The 17,585-nt window shown below is 46.0% G+C and carries 11 protein-coding genes and 1 tRNA gene; 3 read left to right on the top strand and 9 right to left on the bottom strand.

Annotation, left to right across the window (positions count from 1 at the left end):
- Position 1: 1 nt before the first annotated feature.
- From NFI80_RS20760 to NFI80_RS20720, 9 genes are all read right to left on the bottom strand, one after another.
- Complete coding sequence (locus NFI80_RS20760; RefSeq protein WP_235166135.1) at positions 2–3,901, bottom strand: PVC-type heme-binding CxxCH protein; 3,900 nt, start codon at positions 3,899–3,901, stop codon at positions 2–4.
- A 33-nt stretch (positions 3,902–3,934) separates the two neighbouring features.
- Positions 3,935–5,548 (bottom strand): RagB/SusD family nutrient uptake outer membrane protein, encoded by a 1,614-nt coding sequence (locus NFI80_RS20755; RefSeq protein WP_235166134.1) that lies wholly within the window; start codon positions 5,546–5,548, stop codon positions 3,935–3,937.
- A gap of 19 nt (positions 5,549–5,567) precedes the next feature.
- Positions 5,568–8,954 carry a TonB-dependent receptor gene (locus NFI80_RS20750; RefSeq protein ID WP_235166133.1) on the bottom strand — a complete coding sequence of 1,129 codons (3,387 nt, stop codon included), beginning with the start codon at positions 8,952–8,954 and terminating at the stop codon, positions 5,568–5,570.
- 210 nt (positions 8,955–9,164) lie between these two features.
- Positions 9,165–10,298, bottom strand: coding sequence for a FecR family protein (locus tag NFI80_RS20745; protein ID WP_235166132.1), 1,134 nt, complete (start codon positions 10,296–10,298; stop codon positions 9,165–9,167).
- Between the two features lie 61 nt (positions 10,299–10,359).
- Entirely contained in the window at positions 10,360–10,992 is a 633-nt protein-coding gene (locus NFI80_RS20740; protein WP_235161547.1) for an RNA polymerase sigma factor, read from the bottom strand.
- A 209-nt stretch (positions 10,993–11,201) separates the two neighbouring features.
- Positions 11,202–11,275, bottom strand: a tRNA-Asn gene (locus tag NFI80_RS20735).
- An 85-nt stretch (positions 11,276–11,360) separates the two neighbouring features.
- Positions 11,361–11,642: a hypothetical protein gene (locus NFI80_RS20730; RefSeq protein WP_026631891.1), complete on the bottom strand. Its 282-nt coding sequence runs from the start codon at positions 11,640–11,642 to the stop codon at positions 11,361–11,363.
- 22 nt (positions 11,643–11,664) lie between these two features.
- Entirely contained in the window at positions 11,665–12,285 is a 621-nt protein-coding gene (gene rsmG, locus NFI80_RS20725; protein ID WP_235161548.1) for a 16S rRNA (guanine(527)-N(7))-methyltransferase RsmG, read from the bottom strand.
- Positions 12,276–13,406: a glycosyltransferase gene (locus NFI80_RS20720; RefSeq protein WP_235166130.1), complete on the bottom strand. Its 1,131-nt coding sequence runs from the start codon at positions 13,404–13,406 to the stop codon at positions 12,276–12,278. The genes rsmG and NFI80_RS20720 overlap by 10 nt, the downstream gene beginning before the upstream one ends.
- A gap of 110 nt (positions 13,407–13,516) precedes the next feature.
- Here NFI80_RS20720 and tgt point away from each other — a divergent pair, with 110 nt between their 5' ends.
- The 3 genes from tgt (at position 13,517) to glf (ending at position 17,532) form a co-directional block, all read left to right on the top strand.
- Entirely contained in the window at positions 13,517–14,650 is a 1,134-nt protein-coding gene (tgt, locus tag NFI80_RS20715; RefSeq protein ID WP_235166128.1) for a tRNA guanosine(34) transglycosylase Tgt, read from the top strand.
- 220 nt (positions 14,651–14,870) lie between these two features.
- Entirely contained in the window at positions 14,871–16,325 is a 1,455-nt protein-coding gene (locus NFI80_RS20710) for an OmpA family protein (protein ID WP_026631887.1), read from the top strand.
- A gap of 103 nt (positions 16,326–16,428) precedes the next feature.
- Positions 16,429–17,532, top strand: coding sequence for a UDP-galactopyranose mutase (glf, locus tag NFI80_RS20705; RefSeq protein ID WP_235166124.1), 1,104 nt, complete (start codon positions 16,429–16,431; stop codon positions 17,530–17,532).
- Positions 17,533–17,585: the final 53 nt, after the last annotated feature.

Genomic DNA, 17,585 nt, shown 5'->3' with positions numbered 1-17,585 from the left:
GTCAGGGCACTTTGGAGTCGGTAACCGTCAGAATTCCCTGCATTACCCGCCAATGTCCCGGAAACGAACAGATAAACGGATATTCGCCGGGCTGGCTTGGGGCTTTAAATTCCAACCGGAATGATTTCCCGGAGTTGACGAGCGGTGTTGCAAACAAAACATCCGGCGCAGAAGGAACGAAATTCTTTTCAAAGCCATCTTTCAGACTCGCCATTGCATCCGCAGCTTCACCGACTTTTTCAGCCGCGCCGGGCTTGACAATTACCACATTATGCGGCATGAGATCCGGGTTTTCGAAAACCAATGTTACGGCCCTGCCTGCGGGAACGCTTAATGCTTTCTTGTCAAAAGCCATTTTTGCTTCAATTGCCACAAGTTTTATTTCAATGGTTCCCAAGTTTTCCAGCATTGATAGCACGTCCTTTCTGTCCTTCTCCGGCATGTAAACCAACATATTTTTCATGATTGCAACAGCGTCAGCAAATGTCTGAGAGTTTTGAATGGATTCCGGCGTACTGCCCAATGAGGCGATCAGATCCTTTGTTGACTGCGTTTTGGCCGCATTTTCAATGGTTATTCTCATTAATAAAGGATAGCCGGCCGTCGGCATGTTCGGAGCGATTTCTTTTATCTTATTATAAAAAGAAGCACGTAAATCCGCATTGGTCAACATTGAAATCGCTGACAAAAACACCTCTTGTTTCTCCTGCATTACTTTTTGTAAAGTCTGATCAGACTGCCCTGCGGTTATCATTGCTGCTAAGCCGATTGCCTGCATCACCTGACTTGTATCCGCATTGATCAGCTTTGTAAGCTCAGCCTTATTTTGTTTCAGCTCCGAAGGCTCAGATGCGAGCAAAAGCTTGATAAGTTCCTGTTGCGCAGGATTGGATTGGCTGCCTTTTTCTTCCTCCCGGATTGCATTTAACAGGACATTCACTTTCCCGGTTTTCTGCGTTTTGGCAAGACTGCTTACCGCTTGCTGTTTTTTTGTCGCATCAATATCCGGCCTTGTTAACATGGCCGTGAGCACGTCGGGAGATTGGGGTAATGTAGCCAATTCCTGCGCATTTGCCAGTTTTAGCAAATAGCGGTCGCCTTTATTTCCTCCAAAACTTTTTCCCTGCTTCATTCCTGCCAGCCAGATCGGTTTCAAAAACCGGAATGTTTCATGCACGGCATAATCCATGTAGTAATCGGTCGGATATTTGAAAATGTCTGCGGCGGCAGTAACAGCCTGGTCCGAATTGAAATAACTCAATGCCACAACTGCTTCAATCCTTACGCGTGGTGACTCGTCATTGATCCGAGCGCGCATCAGTTCCAGCGAGCCGGGAATGCGGTCGTGCCAGTAAAGGAGCAGTTTTGTGGCTGCTGCGCGTGCCTGAGGCTCTTTTGCATTGAGTAATATTTTTAAAATAGTTGGTTCAACGACATTGAAATCCTGATAAAGCCACAATCCTTCAAGCAGATTATGCTCGTATTGCGGATCGTTTTTGTCCAGTGCAGATACCCATTTTCTCAATTCAGGCAACACTTCTTCGGCTTTCTTTTCCCGGATCTGCGCCCGCGAACGATAGCGGAAACGGTCTTCGTGCACTTTCAAATTATCCAGTAACTGAGCAATGCTTTGCTTGGAAACGTCGGTTACTTTCAGCACCGGCTTGCCTTTGTAAGTAATGCGCCAAACGCGGCCGTGCGATTTGTCGCGGGCGGGATCGCGTGGCGGATTTTCACCGTGTGAGATCAGCGGATTGTACCAGTCCACAATGTATAAGCCACCATCCGGGCCAAATTCAATGTCGATCGGACGGAAATTCGGATCTTGGGATTGGAGGATCGCCTCGACTTCCTTACTCCCAATTCCTGAGCCGCGCGGAATGATCCTGTGCTGCTTCGTGCCTTGGAAACCAATGTTGTTGTTGACAAGAAAATCACCCTGGACCTCATCCGGAAACTGTCTGCTGGAAACGATTTCGATGCCCGCAGTGGGTCTTACACGTGTTTCGGTGAACATTTCAATGCGTGGATGTTTGTCGGGATAAGTGACATTTCCGGTCATAGGCGGCGCAAAATAGTTGGAACCGTCGGATGCATCACCGATCAAATGCATGCCCCATTTATCAAAAACACTCCCCCACGGATTGTAGTAAGGATAGGAAATGTAATGCGTGAGCTTCGCCGTGCGCGGCTCATAACGATACGTCGCGCCTGCATAGGAGCGGATGGGGCCATAAGGCGTTTCCACTTGCGAATTCAGGAATGTGCCTTCATTGAAATACAGTGCGCCGTCCTGCCCGAAGGTGAATGCGTGCGTGGCATGGTGGCTATCTTCCGAACCGAAACCGGTCAGAACCACTTCCCGCAAATCGGCTTTGTCGTCACCGTTCGTGTCTTTCAAAAACACAATGTCCGGCTCCTGAGACACATAAACGCCGCCATCTCCAAATTCAAAGCCCAGTGGCAAGTAAAGATCATCGGCAAAAACAGTGTGCTTATCGGCTTTTCCATCGGCATCCGTATCTTCCAGGATCACGATTTTGTCGTGCACGGGAATGCCGGGAAAATATTGCGGATAAGTCGGCATCGTCGCTACCCAAAGCCGGCCGCGCGCATCGAAGTTCATGGCAACCGGTTTTTCAATCGGAAAATCCTTCTCCGAAGCAAAAAGATTGATCTCATAACCCTCCGGCAGCTTGAATCCTTCGGTCGTTGCGGGCCACGTTTTTTCGTGGTGCGCGTGTGCGGCTGCTTTCGCGGCTTCTCCTTGCCGTCCCGTCATCGGAATATCAGGTGTTAGCATTGGATCTACCGGTTTTCCGCGCCTGTCTACGATTTCAATGGCCTTTTGATAAGCACCTGCATTGTTACTTTTCCCCATTTCCCAGATCACCGAATCCAGCGAAGCCGTCATTTGATTGAGTTTCCTGAGTTCCGGCGGGAATGCGATCACACCGAAAGGCTCTCTTCTGCGGCCATAAATGTACTCGCCATTCACCGCGCGCCAGCGATAAAAAAAATGATCGTCTTTCATCTTGATCACCGCCAAAAGCTTCTTACTGTTTTCCGAGTTCAGATCGGGCATTTTACCAAACCCCAGCGACTGCGCCATCCATTCGGCTGCTAGCCTGTAACCATTTCCGGTGAGGTGAATGCCATTAATGGTTAGTTTTTCCTGGCCTTTTTGTTTCATCTTAGCCAGTGACGGAGTGAAAAGATCAATGAAATAAATCCCTTTCGCAGCAGCCGTTTTCTGCATGGCCTTGGAATACAAATCCAGGCTTTTATTGTGCTCTGCCGGATTTGGAAAATTTACGCCTAATTCTTCATGCGCAATTGGAGAAACGAGCACAAGCGCAGGCGCCGAGCGACCATTGTATTGATTCTTTTGCAGGTTTTGAATGAATGCATTAAGGTCTTTTTCAAATTGCGGCAATCCTGTGGGACCTTTAAACGCTTCATTCATGCCAAAACAAAGGAAAATCATGTCCGCTTTCTGATCATAAAGATCCTGGTTTAAACCTTCGAAATTGAGCGCGACGGGCATTACAATGCGCTCGCCTTCATGCGTGAAACCCTGAAATTTCACCTCCTTCTGGCCCTCGGTCAGCCTTTTTGTTTTTTCTCCAAAACCCGGAAAATTCAGCGGCCGGGGCTGCAAACCCACTTCATCCGCGCTCCAACCCATGTTTCGCATGGTTAGTTGCTTGCCGGGGAAGTTTTTCTGGAGTAATGTTTCAAAGTAGCCGTAATGCCGCATCCGGTCGGCAAATGTGTTGCCGAGCAGGATGATATGGTCGCCATTTTTAGGGGCAAAACCGGGGTTAGGCGCCTGCGCGTTCGCAAATGTGACCGAAAAGAAAACGATGGCCAGAAGGATATGCTGAAATTTGGACTTCATAATCAATAAGATAAGTCAATAAAAGGGCTTGGATTACCAGCCGGTGTTTTGTTTCAGGTTAGGGTTTTTCTCGATCTCGCGCTGTGGAATGGGCATGAAATACATTTTTTCCTGGAAAACATAAGGCACACCGTCCACCGGTTTTGCTTTATACGTGTAAGTGCCATTTGCGTTTTTGGTAATGTACATCGCGTTGAACTGCTTGCCGTTCAGCACTTGTTCCGCAATTTTCCAGCGGCGCAGATCCCAATAGCGTTTCCCTTCAAAAGCCAGCTCGATAAAGCGCTCTTGGCGGATCTTTTCACGCATTTGTGCCTTCGAAAGTCCTGCTGCAAGCTGGTAAGGAACCAATCCTGCACGCTGGCGAACGGCTTCAATGGCTGCATACACCGACGCGTCGGGCGTGGATAATGCTTCGTTTTTAGCTTCGGCATAATTCAGAAGCACCTCGGCGTAACGCAGCTCGATCCAGTTCTGATCGCTGCCGGAACTGCCGTAATAGTCCTTATTGCTTTCATTCATGCCTTTTCGGATTAAATAACCGGTAATGGTCGCATAGGGAAGATTGATGCCGTCAATGGGCGCACCTTCGTACATATAAATGGTTGCGCCGAAAAATGGTGCTCCATTGTAAAGCACTGTTGCGTCGAATCTTGGATCACGGTTTTTATAAGGATTGGCAGGGTCGTAACCTGAACCCGTTTCGTTGATCGCTTTTCCATTTTTCATTTCAAATGCATCCACAAATTCCTGCACAGGACTGCGCTCCACTGCGTCCTGCTTGGATTGCGAATCGGGCTGGCCCCATGAATCCCAGCCGTGTTCGCGGAACGGCTTTTGATATTGCACACTGAAAATCTCTTCCTCATTGTTTTTATCGAGCATAATGTTGCGGAAGTTGGGGTGCAGCTTGTAATTGCCTGCATCCATTACCTCCTTATTTACCAATGCAGCTTTTTGCCAGCGTGAAACATCCCCCGCCGGATTGAATAAAGCACTTGCATAATAAGTCAGCACACGCCCCAAAAATGCCTTTGCAGAATGCTTGTTGGCTTTTCCCACATCCACGGCACGCGTTCCGTGCGTTTCTGGCAAAAGTGGAATGGCTTCTTCGAGTTCTTTTATGACAAAGGCAAAGCTTTCGTCCGTCGTTTGTCTGGCTACAAAAAGATCGTCGTCAAGTCCTTGTGGCTCAGTGATAATGGGCACGCCGCCGTAGCGCTTGATCATATTGAAATAGAGCATGGCGCGCAGGAATTTTACCTGTCCCTTAAAATTTGTTTTTTGCTCTTCATCCACATCAGCCGCGTCTATCTTGCTCAGGAACATGTTGGTCTTCCTTACCGGGCCATAAGCCCAGTATTCCATCGGATTATTGTCCGGAAACCACTGGCCCTGAACCACATTCCGCGGTCCTCCGCCCCAGTAACTGCGCGATTCGTCGGTAATGTTATCATACAAGCTGTGATCGAACCCGGGTACATCCAGATACATATTATTTACAAAAAGCTGGATGAGCGCAGGATCGGCGAAGATATTTTCTTCGGGAATTGAATCGGTTGCCTGGCGTTCGAGGAATTCTTCGTTGCAGGCGGTGGTCATAAGGATCATTACAACCAGCAGTGTTTTGGCAAATATTTTTGTCATGACAGTAAACATTAACTGATTAAAAAGTAAGGTTCAGGCCGAGGTTCAGTGTGCGCTGCTGCGGATAGTAAGTGCCCGTCGTGTTCTCAATTTCAGGGTCAAATATTTTCATCTTGGACCATACAAAAAGATTAGCTCCCGAGAAATAAACCCGCACATTACGAACGCCAATTTTCTTGATCAGATCCGAAGGCAATGTGTAGCCAAAATCAATTGACCTCAACCGGATATAGCTTGAATTTCTTAGATACAGACTGGAAGTGAGCGAGTTATTCGGGTGAGGGCCTTCCCACGGCCTTGGATACAACGCATTCGGATTCTCAGGTGACCAGTGATCGAGCAAATCCACATAGGTGTTTCTTGATCCGCCCTGGAAAAAGTCCCGCGCTGCGCCGTAAAGCACTTGCCGAACCCGTCCGGCCGCCTGAAAAAGCACATTTAAATCAAAGCCTTTCAGCGAACCTCCGAATGACAATCCACCGATCACTTTCGGCACATTGTTATCCATCGATATGATCGTCAGGTCATTGGCATCCACTTTTCCATCACCATTAATGTCTGCATATTTCACATCACCTGCTTTTTGTCCGCCGTTGAATTGGGGTAAATAGGCAGCCACTTCTTCGTCTGTCTGGAAGAATCCCAATGCTTTATAACCTGTAATGAAGCCCAGCGGGCGACCTGTTTGCAGCAGATAATCAGGCGTGTTAGCCGGTTCGTCGAGTGTGATCACCTTGCTTTGCGAGAAGCTTCCGTTGAGTTTTACAAAATATTTCAAAGCCTGAAAACTGTTCTGGTGGCTCAGCATGAACTCGATGCCTTTGTTGTCCACTTTTGCGTAATTCTCTGCTGGTAACTGGGCGCCCAATGTGCCCGGAATGGAGCGGATCCGTGTGCGGAGGATGTTGGAGGTTCTTTTGTAAAAAACATCTATTTCAAACTGAAACTTCCCTTTCCACAACGAGCCTTCCAGCCCGATGTCCGAGACCGAAGCCGTTTCCCAGGTCACATCCGGATTAGGTAAAATGCCCGGTGCAATGGTAGAAAGCCCTTCTGTGCCCGATACGATGGTTCCCGACGGGTTGTAAACCTGCGAATATTGGAATGTTGGATTTCTCAAAAGATAGCCCGTGTACACATTGCGGTCGTTCCCGACCACGCCATAGGAAGCGCGTAATTTCAGGTTATTGAGGAACGAAAGGGCCGTGCTGTTTTTAAGAAATGGCTCTTCAATGATCCGCCATCCTGCTGACACGGCCGGGAAAAATCCGTATTTTTTGGAAGCCGGAAAAGCCACCGAACCGTCCCTTCTGAATGATGCTTCAAACAAATAACGCTGCTGAAAACTATAATTCAAGCGTGCAATCGCGCCGCGCCGACCGTCTGTGAAGGAGCCGCCATTGGCATCCTTCTGACTTTCACCACCGTAGAAAAACTCGTCCAGCCCCTGAGCCGGGAAATTGGTGCGAAAACCATAGAAGTTGTTGCCTTTCGCATCGAGCTGTTCGAAGAGGAGCAAACCGCCGAATTCGTGCGCGCCGAACGTGCGAGAATAGTTCAGCGAAGCATTCAATGTGGTTGTATTGTACTCGCTGAATGACTGGGTCAATGCGGTTTTGCCATTCCAGCCGCCATAGGGATAAATTTCCAGCGTGTTACCGTCGGCATCCTGCCGGTTCATGAAAATAGGCACATTGTAATGCTTGTTATTGGCATATTCCCGGCCGAAAGATGCGCGTCCCAAAACAGAAAGACCCTTAATAAACGGCAGCTCATGTTTCACCGTCAATGTGGCTTGCAGAATGTTATTCCGCATGCGGTTATAGCCGGTTTTGATCTCTTCCACCGGGTGCTGTTCACGGGTGTAAAAAATGGTCCCGTCGGGGTTATAAGCCTTATCGAGCGGGTAAGCGGCTACAATGTCGTCGAAAATGGATTCAGGTGCGTACGCACTTTGGTTGGTGTTTCTGGCGCTGGCATCAATGTCTGCGGAAATGGTCAGGTTCTTGTTGATTTTCGCATCCACATTGGTGCGGATGGAATAGCGCTGGAAATTAATGCGGTCGTACATTCCGTCCTGATCCAGATAACCAAGCGACAGAAAATAGCGGACTGCATCCGATCCGCCACTTACGCTGAGGTTTTGCTGCGTTTGGAAAGATCGTTTTTTCAATGTGTTGCCATACCAGTCGTATTCCGGCAACACGCCCGTGCGAATGTCTTCCAATTGCTGATCCGAATATTGGATGGGTTTGCCCAGATTTTGCACTGCCTTGTTTTTGGTCGTTGCATACTCGTACGCATTCATCACTTTGGGATATTGGGTAGGCTGCTGGAAACCCGCGAAGCCGTTGTAATTGAATGTTGGCTTGCCCGTTGCGCCGCGTTTGGTAGTAACTAATATAACACCATTCGCTGCCCGGGAACCATAAACCGCTGTTGCCGAGGCGTCTTTTAAAATGGAAATGCTTTCCACTTCATTGGGGTCTATCTGATCGAAAGTCCGGATAATGCCGTCCACAACAATCAATGCGCTGTTGTCGCCGAATGTGCTGGCGCCGCGGATCGAGATGGACGATCCTGCCCCGGGCTTTCCGTTTCCATTGACCGCAATAAGGCCAGGAAGCCTGCCGACGAGCGAATTGGTAATGTTAGTAGCAGGCGTTTTGAGCAGTTCTTCCCCTTCCACAGAAGCCACCGAACCGGTCAGATTGACCTTTTTCTGCGTTCCATAACCCACCACGACCACTTCCTGTAATGCTTTCAGGTCGTCTTTCAATACAATATCCATCGTGCTCTGATTGCCCACCGGAATTTCCTGGCTCAGGTAACCCACAAAAGAGAAAATGATCGTGTGTTCACCGTCGGGAATGCTGACGTCAAAGTTACCGTCTGTATCGCTCAATGAGCCGCGCTGCGTGCCTTTTACAACAATGCTTACGCCGGGTAGCGGTGCTCCTTTTTCATCTTTTACAGAGCCCTTAATGTTCCTGTCCACCGGTTTTGGCTCTTCGGCCGGCTTGGGATCAAGGGGTTTCAGATCCGAAACGATGCTGAGCACAAGCTGGTTGCCCGAAACTTCGTAACCAATGTTCAAAGGCTTGAAAAGTGATTCCAGAACCACATTAAGCGGCTCGTTGCGGACATGTAACGTCACTTTGTTTTCAACAGGGATCACCTGCGGACTGTACATAAACCGCACCGCCGCCTGACGGCTGATCTGCCGGAGCGCCACACTTATTTTCTGGTCGTCCAGATCCAGGGAAATACGACGGTTCAGTAACTCCTGCGCCCGGCTGTCATGGGCCAGGACCAACGACGTGCATAGGGCAGACAGGATCAGCTGATATATTGAAATGCGCATGATTTTGAGTAAAATCCTGATCGGTTTCGTACTAATTTTCATAGATTTGTATGTATGCTTTTTTGGAAAAATGAGATACAAAACTCCCCTGTTCCGGTTTTAGCGAACCGGATTATTAATGGGAATTAAGAAGGGGGAAAAGACAAGCCGGGGATGTTACAGCATCTTCGGCTTGCTTGTTTTTAACTCAGGGCGGGTGGCTGGAACGGATCATGAATGTTTGCTTAAAGGGTTTAGGATTTGTATTTCAAACTATTTGCAAGCGCTTCCGTGAATGACGATCTGGCCGTCGATCACTTCATAACGTGCCTGGATTGCTTTGCAGATCATGCCGAGTTTTTCAAATAATGGCTCCTGACCAAGCTCGGCGGTAAGCTCGCAACCGGCCATCAGATCGGCGTCGTAAATGATCTGGACCTCGTATCGTTTTTGAAGCGATTCAAAGACTTTGGCGACAGGTGCATTGTCAAAAATCAAATTCTGGCTGGTAATGTCTGGTGGGCCGATCTGAGCCGGGTTCTCGATGAGTGACCGTTTCATTTTCTGGTCGTCGCGGTGATAAACGACCTGCTGATTGGGTAACAGCACGAGCTCATTTTTTTCGGGTTGCGGCGTTTTGTTTTGCGGTGGATTGGCGGCGACCGTTACGCGCCCCGTTTTGACCACAACCCGCACATCTTTATCCTGATCAAAAGCCTTAACCGTAAAACTGGTGCCCAAAACCGTGGTTACGACATCGTTAGTATAGACTTTAAACGGACTTTCCGGATTCTTAACAACTTCAAAAAAGGCCTCGCCATTGAGCAAAACTTCTCTTTCATTTTGTACAAAAACGGCCGGATAACTGATCTTGCTTTCGGGCGAAAGTCTCACCGAGCTGCCGTCAGGCAATGAAACGACTTTAATTGAGGTCTGATCATTGCGCACTTCAATCCATTTCTCGTCTTTCTTATCCTGCAAGGTTTGCTGGCTGATCTGCGGCTTGCTGGTTTTGGAATAATTGGAATAAAAATAAAACAGGACAACGAAGCAGGTTAAGGCAACCAGAATCACAGACATACGATTTGCCCAATTCGCACCGAACCAGTGTGGTTTGTATTCATCATTAGTTTGCTCCGCATATTCCTGCGCTTCCGTTGCAGACTTTCTTGCGGCGGTGAGGCGGTAAAGTTCGTGTTGCAGTTCTTCTTCGCTCAGATAGTTTTGCGCATGATGGATTTCGGCGATGAGTTCTTTTGCATGCTTTACAATGCTGGCGCGATCCGGGTTGTTGCGGATCCAGTTCTCCCAAAAAGCATTGTCGGCGGGCTTTTCATGAAGCACCCACCTGCAAAAAGCCTCATCGGCCAGGAAATCTTTAATGTCGTATCGTGCGTAATCCTGCATTTTCCGTATTCATTGGACTGTATACAATGAAATAGTACGGCCGCAGTACAGCATACCCTTTTTATGATAAAAATTTTAGAAAAAATATTAAAATAATCTGCGGGATGACATTGGAGAAGGAAGGAAGGTCATTTTTGAGCTGGCTTATGGCTCTGTAAATGAAGTTGGAAACGGTTTGGCGCTCGATCTCCATCACTTTGGCGATCTCGTCATTGGATAAGCCTTCATAAAATTTCAGGAAAATCACCTCTTGCTGGCGTGCAGGCAGCCGATTGATCGCGTTGCGGATCTCGCGCTCTTTTTGCGACATGGACTCGGAGCTGATCAGCATGGTTTCCACTGTGAGGTTGTCTGTAAATGCTTCGCAGCTTACAGTAATATCGGCCGAATCATCGAGGCGGTTATTCAGTTTCAATTTTCGCAAAAGGTTATTCCTGAGTGCGCAAATGAGGTAAACAGTGACATAGGAAGTGTCGGTCAGGCGCGTGCGGCGATACCATAGCTCCAAAAAAAGGTCCTGAATGCAGTCCTTGATCAGCTCGGTGTCTTTGGTGAATTTGGTAGCATAATTAAATAGCAGGCGGTAACGGCGGTTAGCCAACTCGTCAAAAGCCTGCTCATCATGCTGACGAAACCGGTTCCAAAGATCAGCCAGATGCAATTCATCTACTGGTATCGGTGTGGGCTTTCCCATAAACCACTATTTGAATTATCATATTTATACTACCAATTGTATTGTTTTATTTAACAATGGCCATCCTGTACTATCCTGCATTTCAAATTGAATCCATTTTGATCCGCTTTACAGTCACCAACCACTTTCTATCCATTTGATAGTTATTGCAAGTTTATTGCAACAAAAAAGCACCTAGCAAATTAATGCTAGGTGCTTGATAACTAGGGCTCCCGAAGTTGGGCTCGAACCAACGACCCTCTGATTAACAGTCAGATGCTCTAACCGGCTGAGCTATTCAGGAATTTCAAATCCGATTATCTATCTGAATTCTGGTGCAAATCTAAGAATTTGAATTATACAGCGCAAGGATAATTTTAAAAAAAATGTTAGCCTTGCACCTGCTGAAGGATTAACTCCTTGACCCTCTTAGCATCTGATTTCGTAAAATTATTGATAATAATTTCCGGACGCATCCGCGGAATCACTCTAATGGTGGAAAAAAACATCCCGCTCTCGATCTCAACGCCCGAAATATCGGAGTAAAAAACAAAATTGTCGTTGCTCTTGAAAAGCTTCTTTACGGTGAAAGTCACTCCTTTATCGCCAAATGATACCGAATCTGGAAAAAATGGGTTCATCAGCCCGCTGGCGCTATATCGTTCGTTCATTGTTTTTAGGTTAAATATTAAGTTATAATGGTACGTAGACGACTTTTTTAGTCTGGAAAAATTCTTCCTCGAAATAGCCTGAAAGCTCGTAAGTGCGAGACTTTTGATTCAATTCAGACAATTCCTCAGTCAGGTCTCCTCCTTTCAAATATAAAATTCCGTTCCTCAGGGAATGAAATGAGTTTTTGCTGATGTTCTTTTTGACCCAACCAACAAAAGGTGTAATTCTGGTAACGGCCCGGCTAACGACGAATTCGTAGGAATCATCCAGCCGCTCAGCCCGGATTTGCTCGGCCTTGACATTGTCAAGCTTCAAGGCGTCGGCGATTTCTTGTACAACACGAATTTTCTTACCAATGCTGTCGACAAGATGAAACTGCGCTTTCGGGAACAGAATGGCTAGCGGGATCCCAGGAAAGCCGCCTCCGGTTCCTACATCCAAAATGCTTGTTCCGGACTTAAATTCCTGCACTTTGGCAATCCCCAATGAATGCAGCACATGTCTTTCATATAATGTATCAATATCCTGCCTGGAAATCACATTCACCTTGGCATTCCAAAATTGGTACAACTCCTCCATCTGTCCGAACTTATCACGCTGATCAGCAGTCAGATCCGGGAAGTATTTATTGATTAATTCCACGATTTACGAAGTTTTCTTTTTGTAAAGGTCAGAAATCCAAAGACGACATAATACACAAAGAGTGCAAAGTCCATGAATAAAAAGCTGAACCACTCTACGGTCTTGTCTAATTTGAGATTGATAACGATCAGCAAAAACCACTGGATAAACCATCTTGCAGCAAAAACAATCCCGAGCCCCTGCAACAGATAAATGTCTTTTGTAAGCAATCCAACCAACAATATAGTAATGCCCGCCATCCATACTGCAACGTGCGCGCCGGAGAGCAGGCCGAGCAAGATCTTGTTACGCATTTTGTAAAACATACTTACAGACATATGCCGCTGCTTCTGCTTATACCAGGTTTTCCAGGTGGTTTTCGGAACAGAGTATACGAAAGAATCTTCTTCTATGGATATCGTTGTATTGGAGCTTGTTGATACTTCATTCAGAAAGATATCATCATCGCCGCCGAACACATGTTTATGTGTATAAAAACCTTTGTTGGCAAAAAAAACGGAACGTTTGTAAAGAATGTTGCGACCCACACCCATATAGGTAAAGCCCGCAAGCGCGAACGAAAGATATTGAACAGCTGTATAAAACGTTTCGCAGCGGATAAACCAGTTCAGTAACCCGGGCTGCTTTATATAAGGTGAAAAACCGAGCACAATGTCCTTGTCATGGCTTACGCGGGAAGTCATCGCGGTAATCCAGTGATTGGAAGACGGACGGCAATCTGCATCGGTCATCAGCGCAATTGGATATTTGGCCTGTTTCATGCCCACAGTAAGCGCGTATTTCTTGGGCGTTACGTGGTCAAACTGATCATTGATCCTGATGTAGCGAATGTGTTTCCACTGAAAGATATTTTGTCTGATAAATTCTTCACTTCCATCGTCGGAACGATCATCCAGCAGGATTACTTCATATTCGGGATATTCCTGGGCGTCGAGGAGCGGGATCAGTTCGGTGAGGTTATCGCGTTCGTTCCAGGCGCAGACAAGCACTGTAACTCCTGGTAATTCATTGTCATAATTGGCGCCTTTACTGTAAAATGCAAGTCTTGTAAAAAAGTAGAAGTAATAACATAACTGAACGAACACAAATGCTCCGAGCGCAAAGAGTAAAAAATCGGCCACAATGGAAGAGAGTTGTAAAATTTAATCATATTCATACAAATATAAGGTCATTGTCAGCAATGTTCGAGACCTTAACCCTATTTTTGCACACCACAATTTAAAACCTTTTAATGAAGTTTACATTACAAGTTGAAGATCCCGCGTCGAAAGCCAGGGCGGGGTTTATTGAAACAGATCACGGGACTATTCAAACACCCATATTCATGCCCGTCGGCACTGCGGGGACTGTGAAAGCTGTTCATCAGCGCGAACTGAAAGAAGACATAAAGGCACAAATCATATTAGGAAACACCTATCATTTATACCTGCGCCCGGGCCTGGACATTCTACAAAAAGCAGGAGGACTACATGGCTTCAATGGCTGGGACAGACCTATTCTTACTGATAGTGGCGGTTACCAGGTTTATTCACTTGCAGGCACGGGCAGAAAGATCAATGAGGAAGGTGTGGTATTTAAGTCACACATTGACGGTGGCGTACACACATTCACCCCAGAGTATGTAATGGACATTCAACGGATCATCGGGGCAGACATTATCATGGCTTTCGATGAATGCACGCCTTATCCCTGCGATTATGAATATGCACGCAAATCCATGGAGATGACGCACCGCTGGCTGGGACGCTGCTGCGCAAGGTTTGACAGTACAAACGACTTGTACGGCCACAGCCAAACGCTTTTTCCGATTGTGCAAGGAAGTGTTTATAAAGATCTTAGAACACAATCCGCAGAAACAATTGCTTCATACGGACGTGAAGGAAATGCAATTGGCGGCCTTTCGGTAGGCGAGCCGGCCGAAATCATGTATGAACTGACAGAGGTCGTTTGTGACATCTTGCCGAAGGATAAACCGAGATATCTGATGGGTGTCGGAACGCCGGCGAATATACTGGAATGCATTGCTCTGGGCGTGGATATGTTTGATTGTGTAATGCCTACCAGGAACGCGCGTAATGGCATGATTTTTACGACAGAGGGTGTAATCAATATTCGCAATGAAAAGTGGAAGGATGATTTGTCACCGATAGACGCAGGGCTTGGAGGTTATGTAAGTTCATTTTACAGCAAAGCTTATCTCCGCCACCTTGTTAAGTCGGATGAAATGCTTGGCGCGCAAATTGCCAGTGTACACAATCTCACTTTTTATCTGTGGCTGGTCAACAGTGCGAGAGAGCGGATTATAGCTGATGATTTCCTTCCCTGGAAGGCGGAAATAGAAAAAAAAATAAATCAACGGCTTTGAAAGTTCATAAAAGGAAGTTTCTTTCGGGTAAAATTTGATTGAAAAGCAGGAAAGTTTTTCAATTGTATCTAGTTCGGTTGATTAAATGATATTGTTAACCTATTTTTGTGCCCACTAGGCATTTGGTTAAAGTAAGTTTGGCCATGAATAAATACATCTTTTACTCATAATTGACTATAGATCAATCCTAGTTAATCTTAATAACGCTAACTTGAATAGTATGAAAAAAGTATCCCAGTTGATTTGTTCGTTTGCCCTGGCGGCAATGATGGCGCTGCCTTCATTGGCACAACCACTAGAGCAGCCGAATTCTCCGGATTACAATCCCAAAGCAACCTATGATGGCCCCTACAAATTGAACACATGGTCAATTTCTGCACACATTGGCCCCTCTATGTTCTTTGGCGATTTGAGAGAATATGATTTCTGGCCTGTAACGAAAACAACTTCGGACAGCCACAAAGAATCCGGTACTATTCAAGGAGGCTTGACATTAAACAAACAACTTTCATATTTATTCGGTGCAAGACTTGATGCTTCTATCGGTAATTTGAGAGGTATGAAACGCCGCAATTACAACCGTTACTTTGAAGGCAACTATTTCGATGTTTCTCTTGCAGGAACAGTTAATCTTAAAGGTCTTTTAATGGGACCAAACAAGATGAAAAGATGGAAAGTTGACGCATATGTGGGTGTTGGTCAAGTATTCTACGACGCAACTGCATATGACCTGACAGGCGGTGTTAAACTTCGCGAAACAGGAAACATGAACGACTGGATTATTCCTACAGGTCTTAATGTGAACTACGAAGTAACTAAGAGAATTGACATTGGTCTTGACTTCCGTTTGAACCATACAAATTCTGACTATATCGATGCAACTTACGGTGGTGACTATGACAGAACCCCAGGCAGCTTCGATATCGCAGATCAAAAAACTTCCCGCAAAGGAAATTCTGAACTTGACAGCTACGGATACGGATCAGTTCAGGTAACTTACAAATTGGGCAAAAATCCATTGAAAGTTGCGAAAGTTGATGGCAAATGGGATTACAAGCCAGAAGAAGGCGGTTACTACCACTTGCGTTACACAGATCCTAAAGTGTTGATCAAGCCACCAAAAATTCTTACACTTGAGGAAATGGACTCAGTTGCTAAGGCAAACCGTCCTAAGGATATCGACCCAAGATTGTTGCTTGATACAGATGGTGACGGTGTTTCTGACTTCTTCGATAAAGAGCCTAATTCACCAGCTGGAAGCATTGTTGACGGTGGTGGTCGCGTTCTTGACTTCGATGCTTACGTTAAAAATGCACTTAAAAATGGTGCAGCTTGCGCAGAGATCTTTGCTAACGTAATGTTCGATACAGATAAAAATACGATCAAGCCTGAGGCGCAAGAAATGCTTAAAAACGTAGCTCGTTTGATGAACTTGAACGGATGCCGTCTGCAACTTGCAGGTCACACAGACCGTCGTGCGACAGATCGTTACAACATTGCTCTTTCGAAACGTCGTGTAGATGCAGTGAAGAACTTCCTGATCAACGAAGCTGGTTTGACAGATCCTAGCAAAGTGATTGTTGACTACTTCGGTTCATTCAAACCAATAGCTGACAGCGCGAAACGTGAAGGTCTATTGAAAAACCGTCGTGTAGAACTTAAACTTCTTCCATAGAAGTTAACGATAAATTGAAAAGAGAAAGGCTCCTGATGGGAGCCTTTCTCTTTTGATAACACCTTAAAAATTCATCTCAACTATAAATTAGGGCATACAAACAATGAAACAATACGATTATCTGATCGTTGGCGCAGGGCTATGGGGTTCTATTTTCGCACACGAAGCAACCAAGAGAGGAAAGAAGTGCCTGGTTATCGACCGCAGGGACCACACAGGAGGAAATATTTTTTGTGAAAATGTAGAAGGAATTAATGTTCACAAATACGGTGCGCATATTTTCCACACGAATGATAGAGACATTTGGGACTATGTGAATTCATTTGTGGAATTCAACCGCTACACCAATTCGCCGGTAGCTAATTTTAACGGAGAGCTGTATAACCTCCCATTTAACATGAACACTTTTTACCAATTGTGGAAAGTGAAAACGCCGGAGGAAGCGAAGGAAAAAATTAAGCAGCAGGTGGAAGAAGCTGGTATAAAAGACCCACAAAACCTGGAAGAACAAGCTATTTCGTTGGTAGGAACAGATATCTACCACAAGCTGATTAAAGCATATACAGAAAAGCAATGGGGCAGAAAAGCGACTGAGTTGCCAGCGTTCATTATCAAGCGCCTGCCTGTCCGGTTTACTTTTGACAATAACTACTTCAATGATCGCTACCAGGGTATTCCTATCGGCGGTTATAACAAACTGACCGAAGGTTTACTGGAAGGCATCGAAGTTAGAACAGGCGTTGACTTTTTCAAAGAACGCGAGACACTGACAGCACTTGCGGAAACGGTTGTTTACACAGGCCCGATTGATGAATATTTCGGCTTCCAATTCGGGCAGCTTGAATACAGAAGCTTGCGATTTGAAAACCAGCTGCTTGATCAGGAAAACTACCAGGGCAACGCAGTGGTTAACTATACTGATGGCGAAACACCTTTCACAAGGATTATTGAACACAAACACTTCGAATTCGGAACACAGCCTAAAACGGTGATCACTCATGAATTTCCTCAGGAGTGGGAAAAAGGTTCTGAGCCATATTATCCGGTAAATGATGATAAAAACTCTGCCATTTTTAGCCAATATAAAGCGCTGGCAGAACAGGAGCCTAACGTAATTTTCGGTGGTCGTTTGGCCGAGTATCGTTACTATGACATGCACCAGGTTGTAGGATCAGCATTAAAAAAGGTGAAAGTGCATTTCGACTAAAAAAATATTTTAATACTTAAATCCCTGATCTGCTGATATATAGCGGGTCAGGG

The organism is Dyadobacter chenhuakuii, assembly GCF_023821985.2.
Classification (GTDB): domain Bacteria; phylum Bacteroidota; class Bacteroidia; order Cytophagales; family Spirosomataceae; genus Dyadobacter; species Dyadobacter chenhuakuii.
The sequence above is the reverse complement of the archived record's forward strand: the minus strand, read 5'-3'. Positions and strand labels throughout refer to the sequence as shown.

What these genes read in the sequence shown, in the direction of transcription:
- NFI80_RS20760 (WP_235166135.1), bottom strand. Translation starts at nt 3,901, where the DNA reads ATGAAGTCCAAATTTCAGCATATCCTTCTGGCCATCGTTTTCTTTTCG.
- NFI80_RS20755 (WP_235166134.1), bottom strand. Translation starts at nt 5,548, where the DNA reads ATGACAAAAATATTTGCCAAAACACTGCTGGTTGTAATGATCCTTATG.
- NFI80_RS20750 (WP_235166133.1), bottom strand. Translation starts at nt 8,954, where the DNA reads ATGAAAATTAGTACGAAACCGATCAGGATTTTACTCAAAATCATGCGC.
- NFI80_RS20745 (WP_235166132.1), bottom strand. Translation starts at nt 10,298, where the DNA reads ATGCAGGATTACGCACGATACGACATTAAAGATTTCCTGGCCGATGAG.
- NFI80_RS20740 (WP_235161547.1), bottom strand. Translation starts at nt 10,992, where the DNA reads ATGGGAAAGCCCACACCGATACCAGTAGATGAATTGCATCTGGCTGAT.
- NFI80_RS20730 (WP_026631891.1), bottom strand. Translation starts at nt 11,642, where the DNA reads ATGAACGAACGATATAGCGCCAGCGGGCTGATGAACCCATTTTTTCCA.
- tgt (WP_235166128.1), top strand. Translation starts at nt 13,517, where the DNA reads ATGAAGTTTACATTACAAGTTGAAGATCCCGCGTCGAAAGCCAGGGCG.
- NFI80_RS20710 (WP_026631887.1), top strand. Translation starts at nt 14,871, where the DNA reads ATGAAAAAAGTATCCCAGTTGATTTGTTCGTTTGCCCTGGCGGCAATG.
- glf (WP_235166124.1), top strand. Translation starts at nt 16,429, where the DNA reads ATGAAACAATACGATTATCTGATCGTTGGCGCAGGGCTATGGGGTTCT.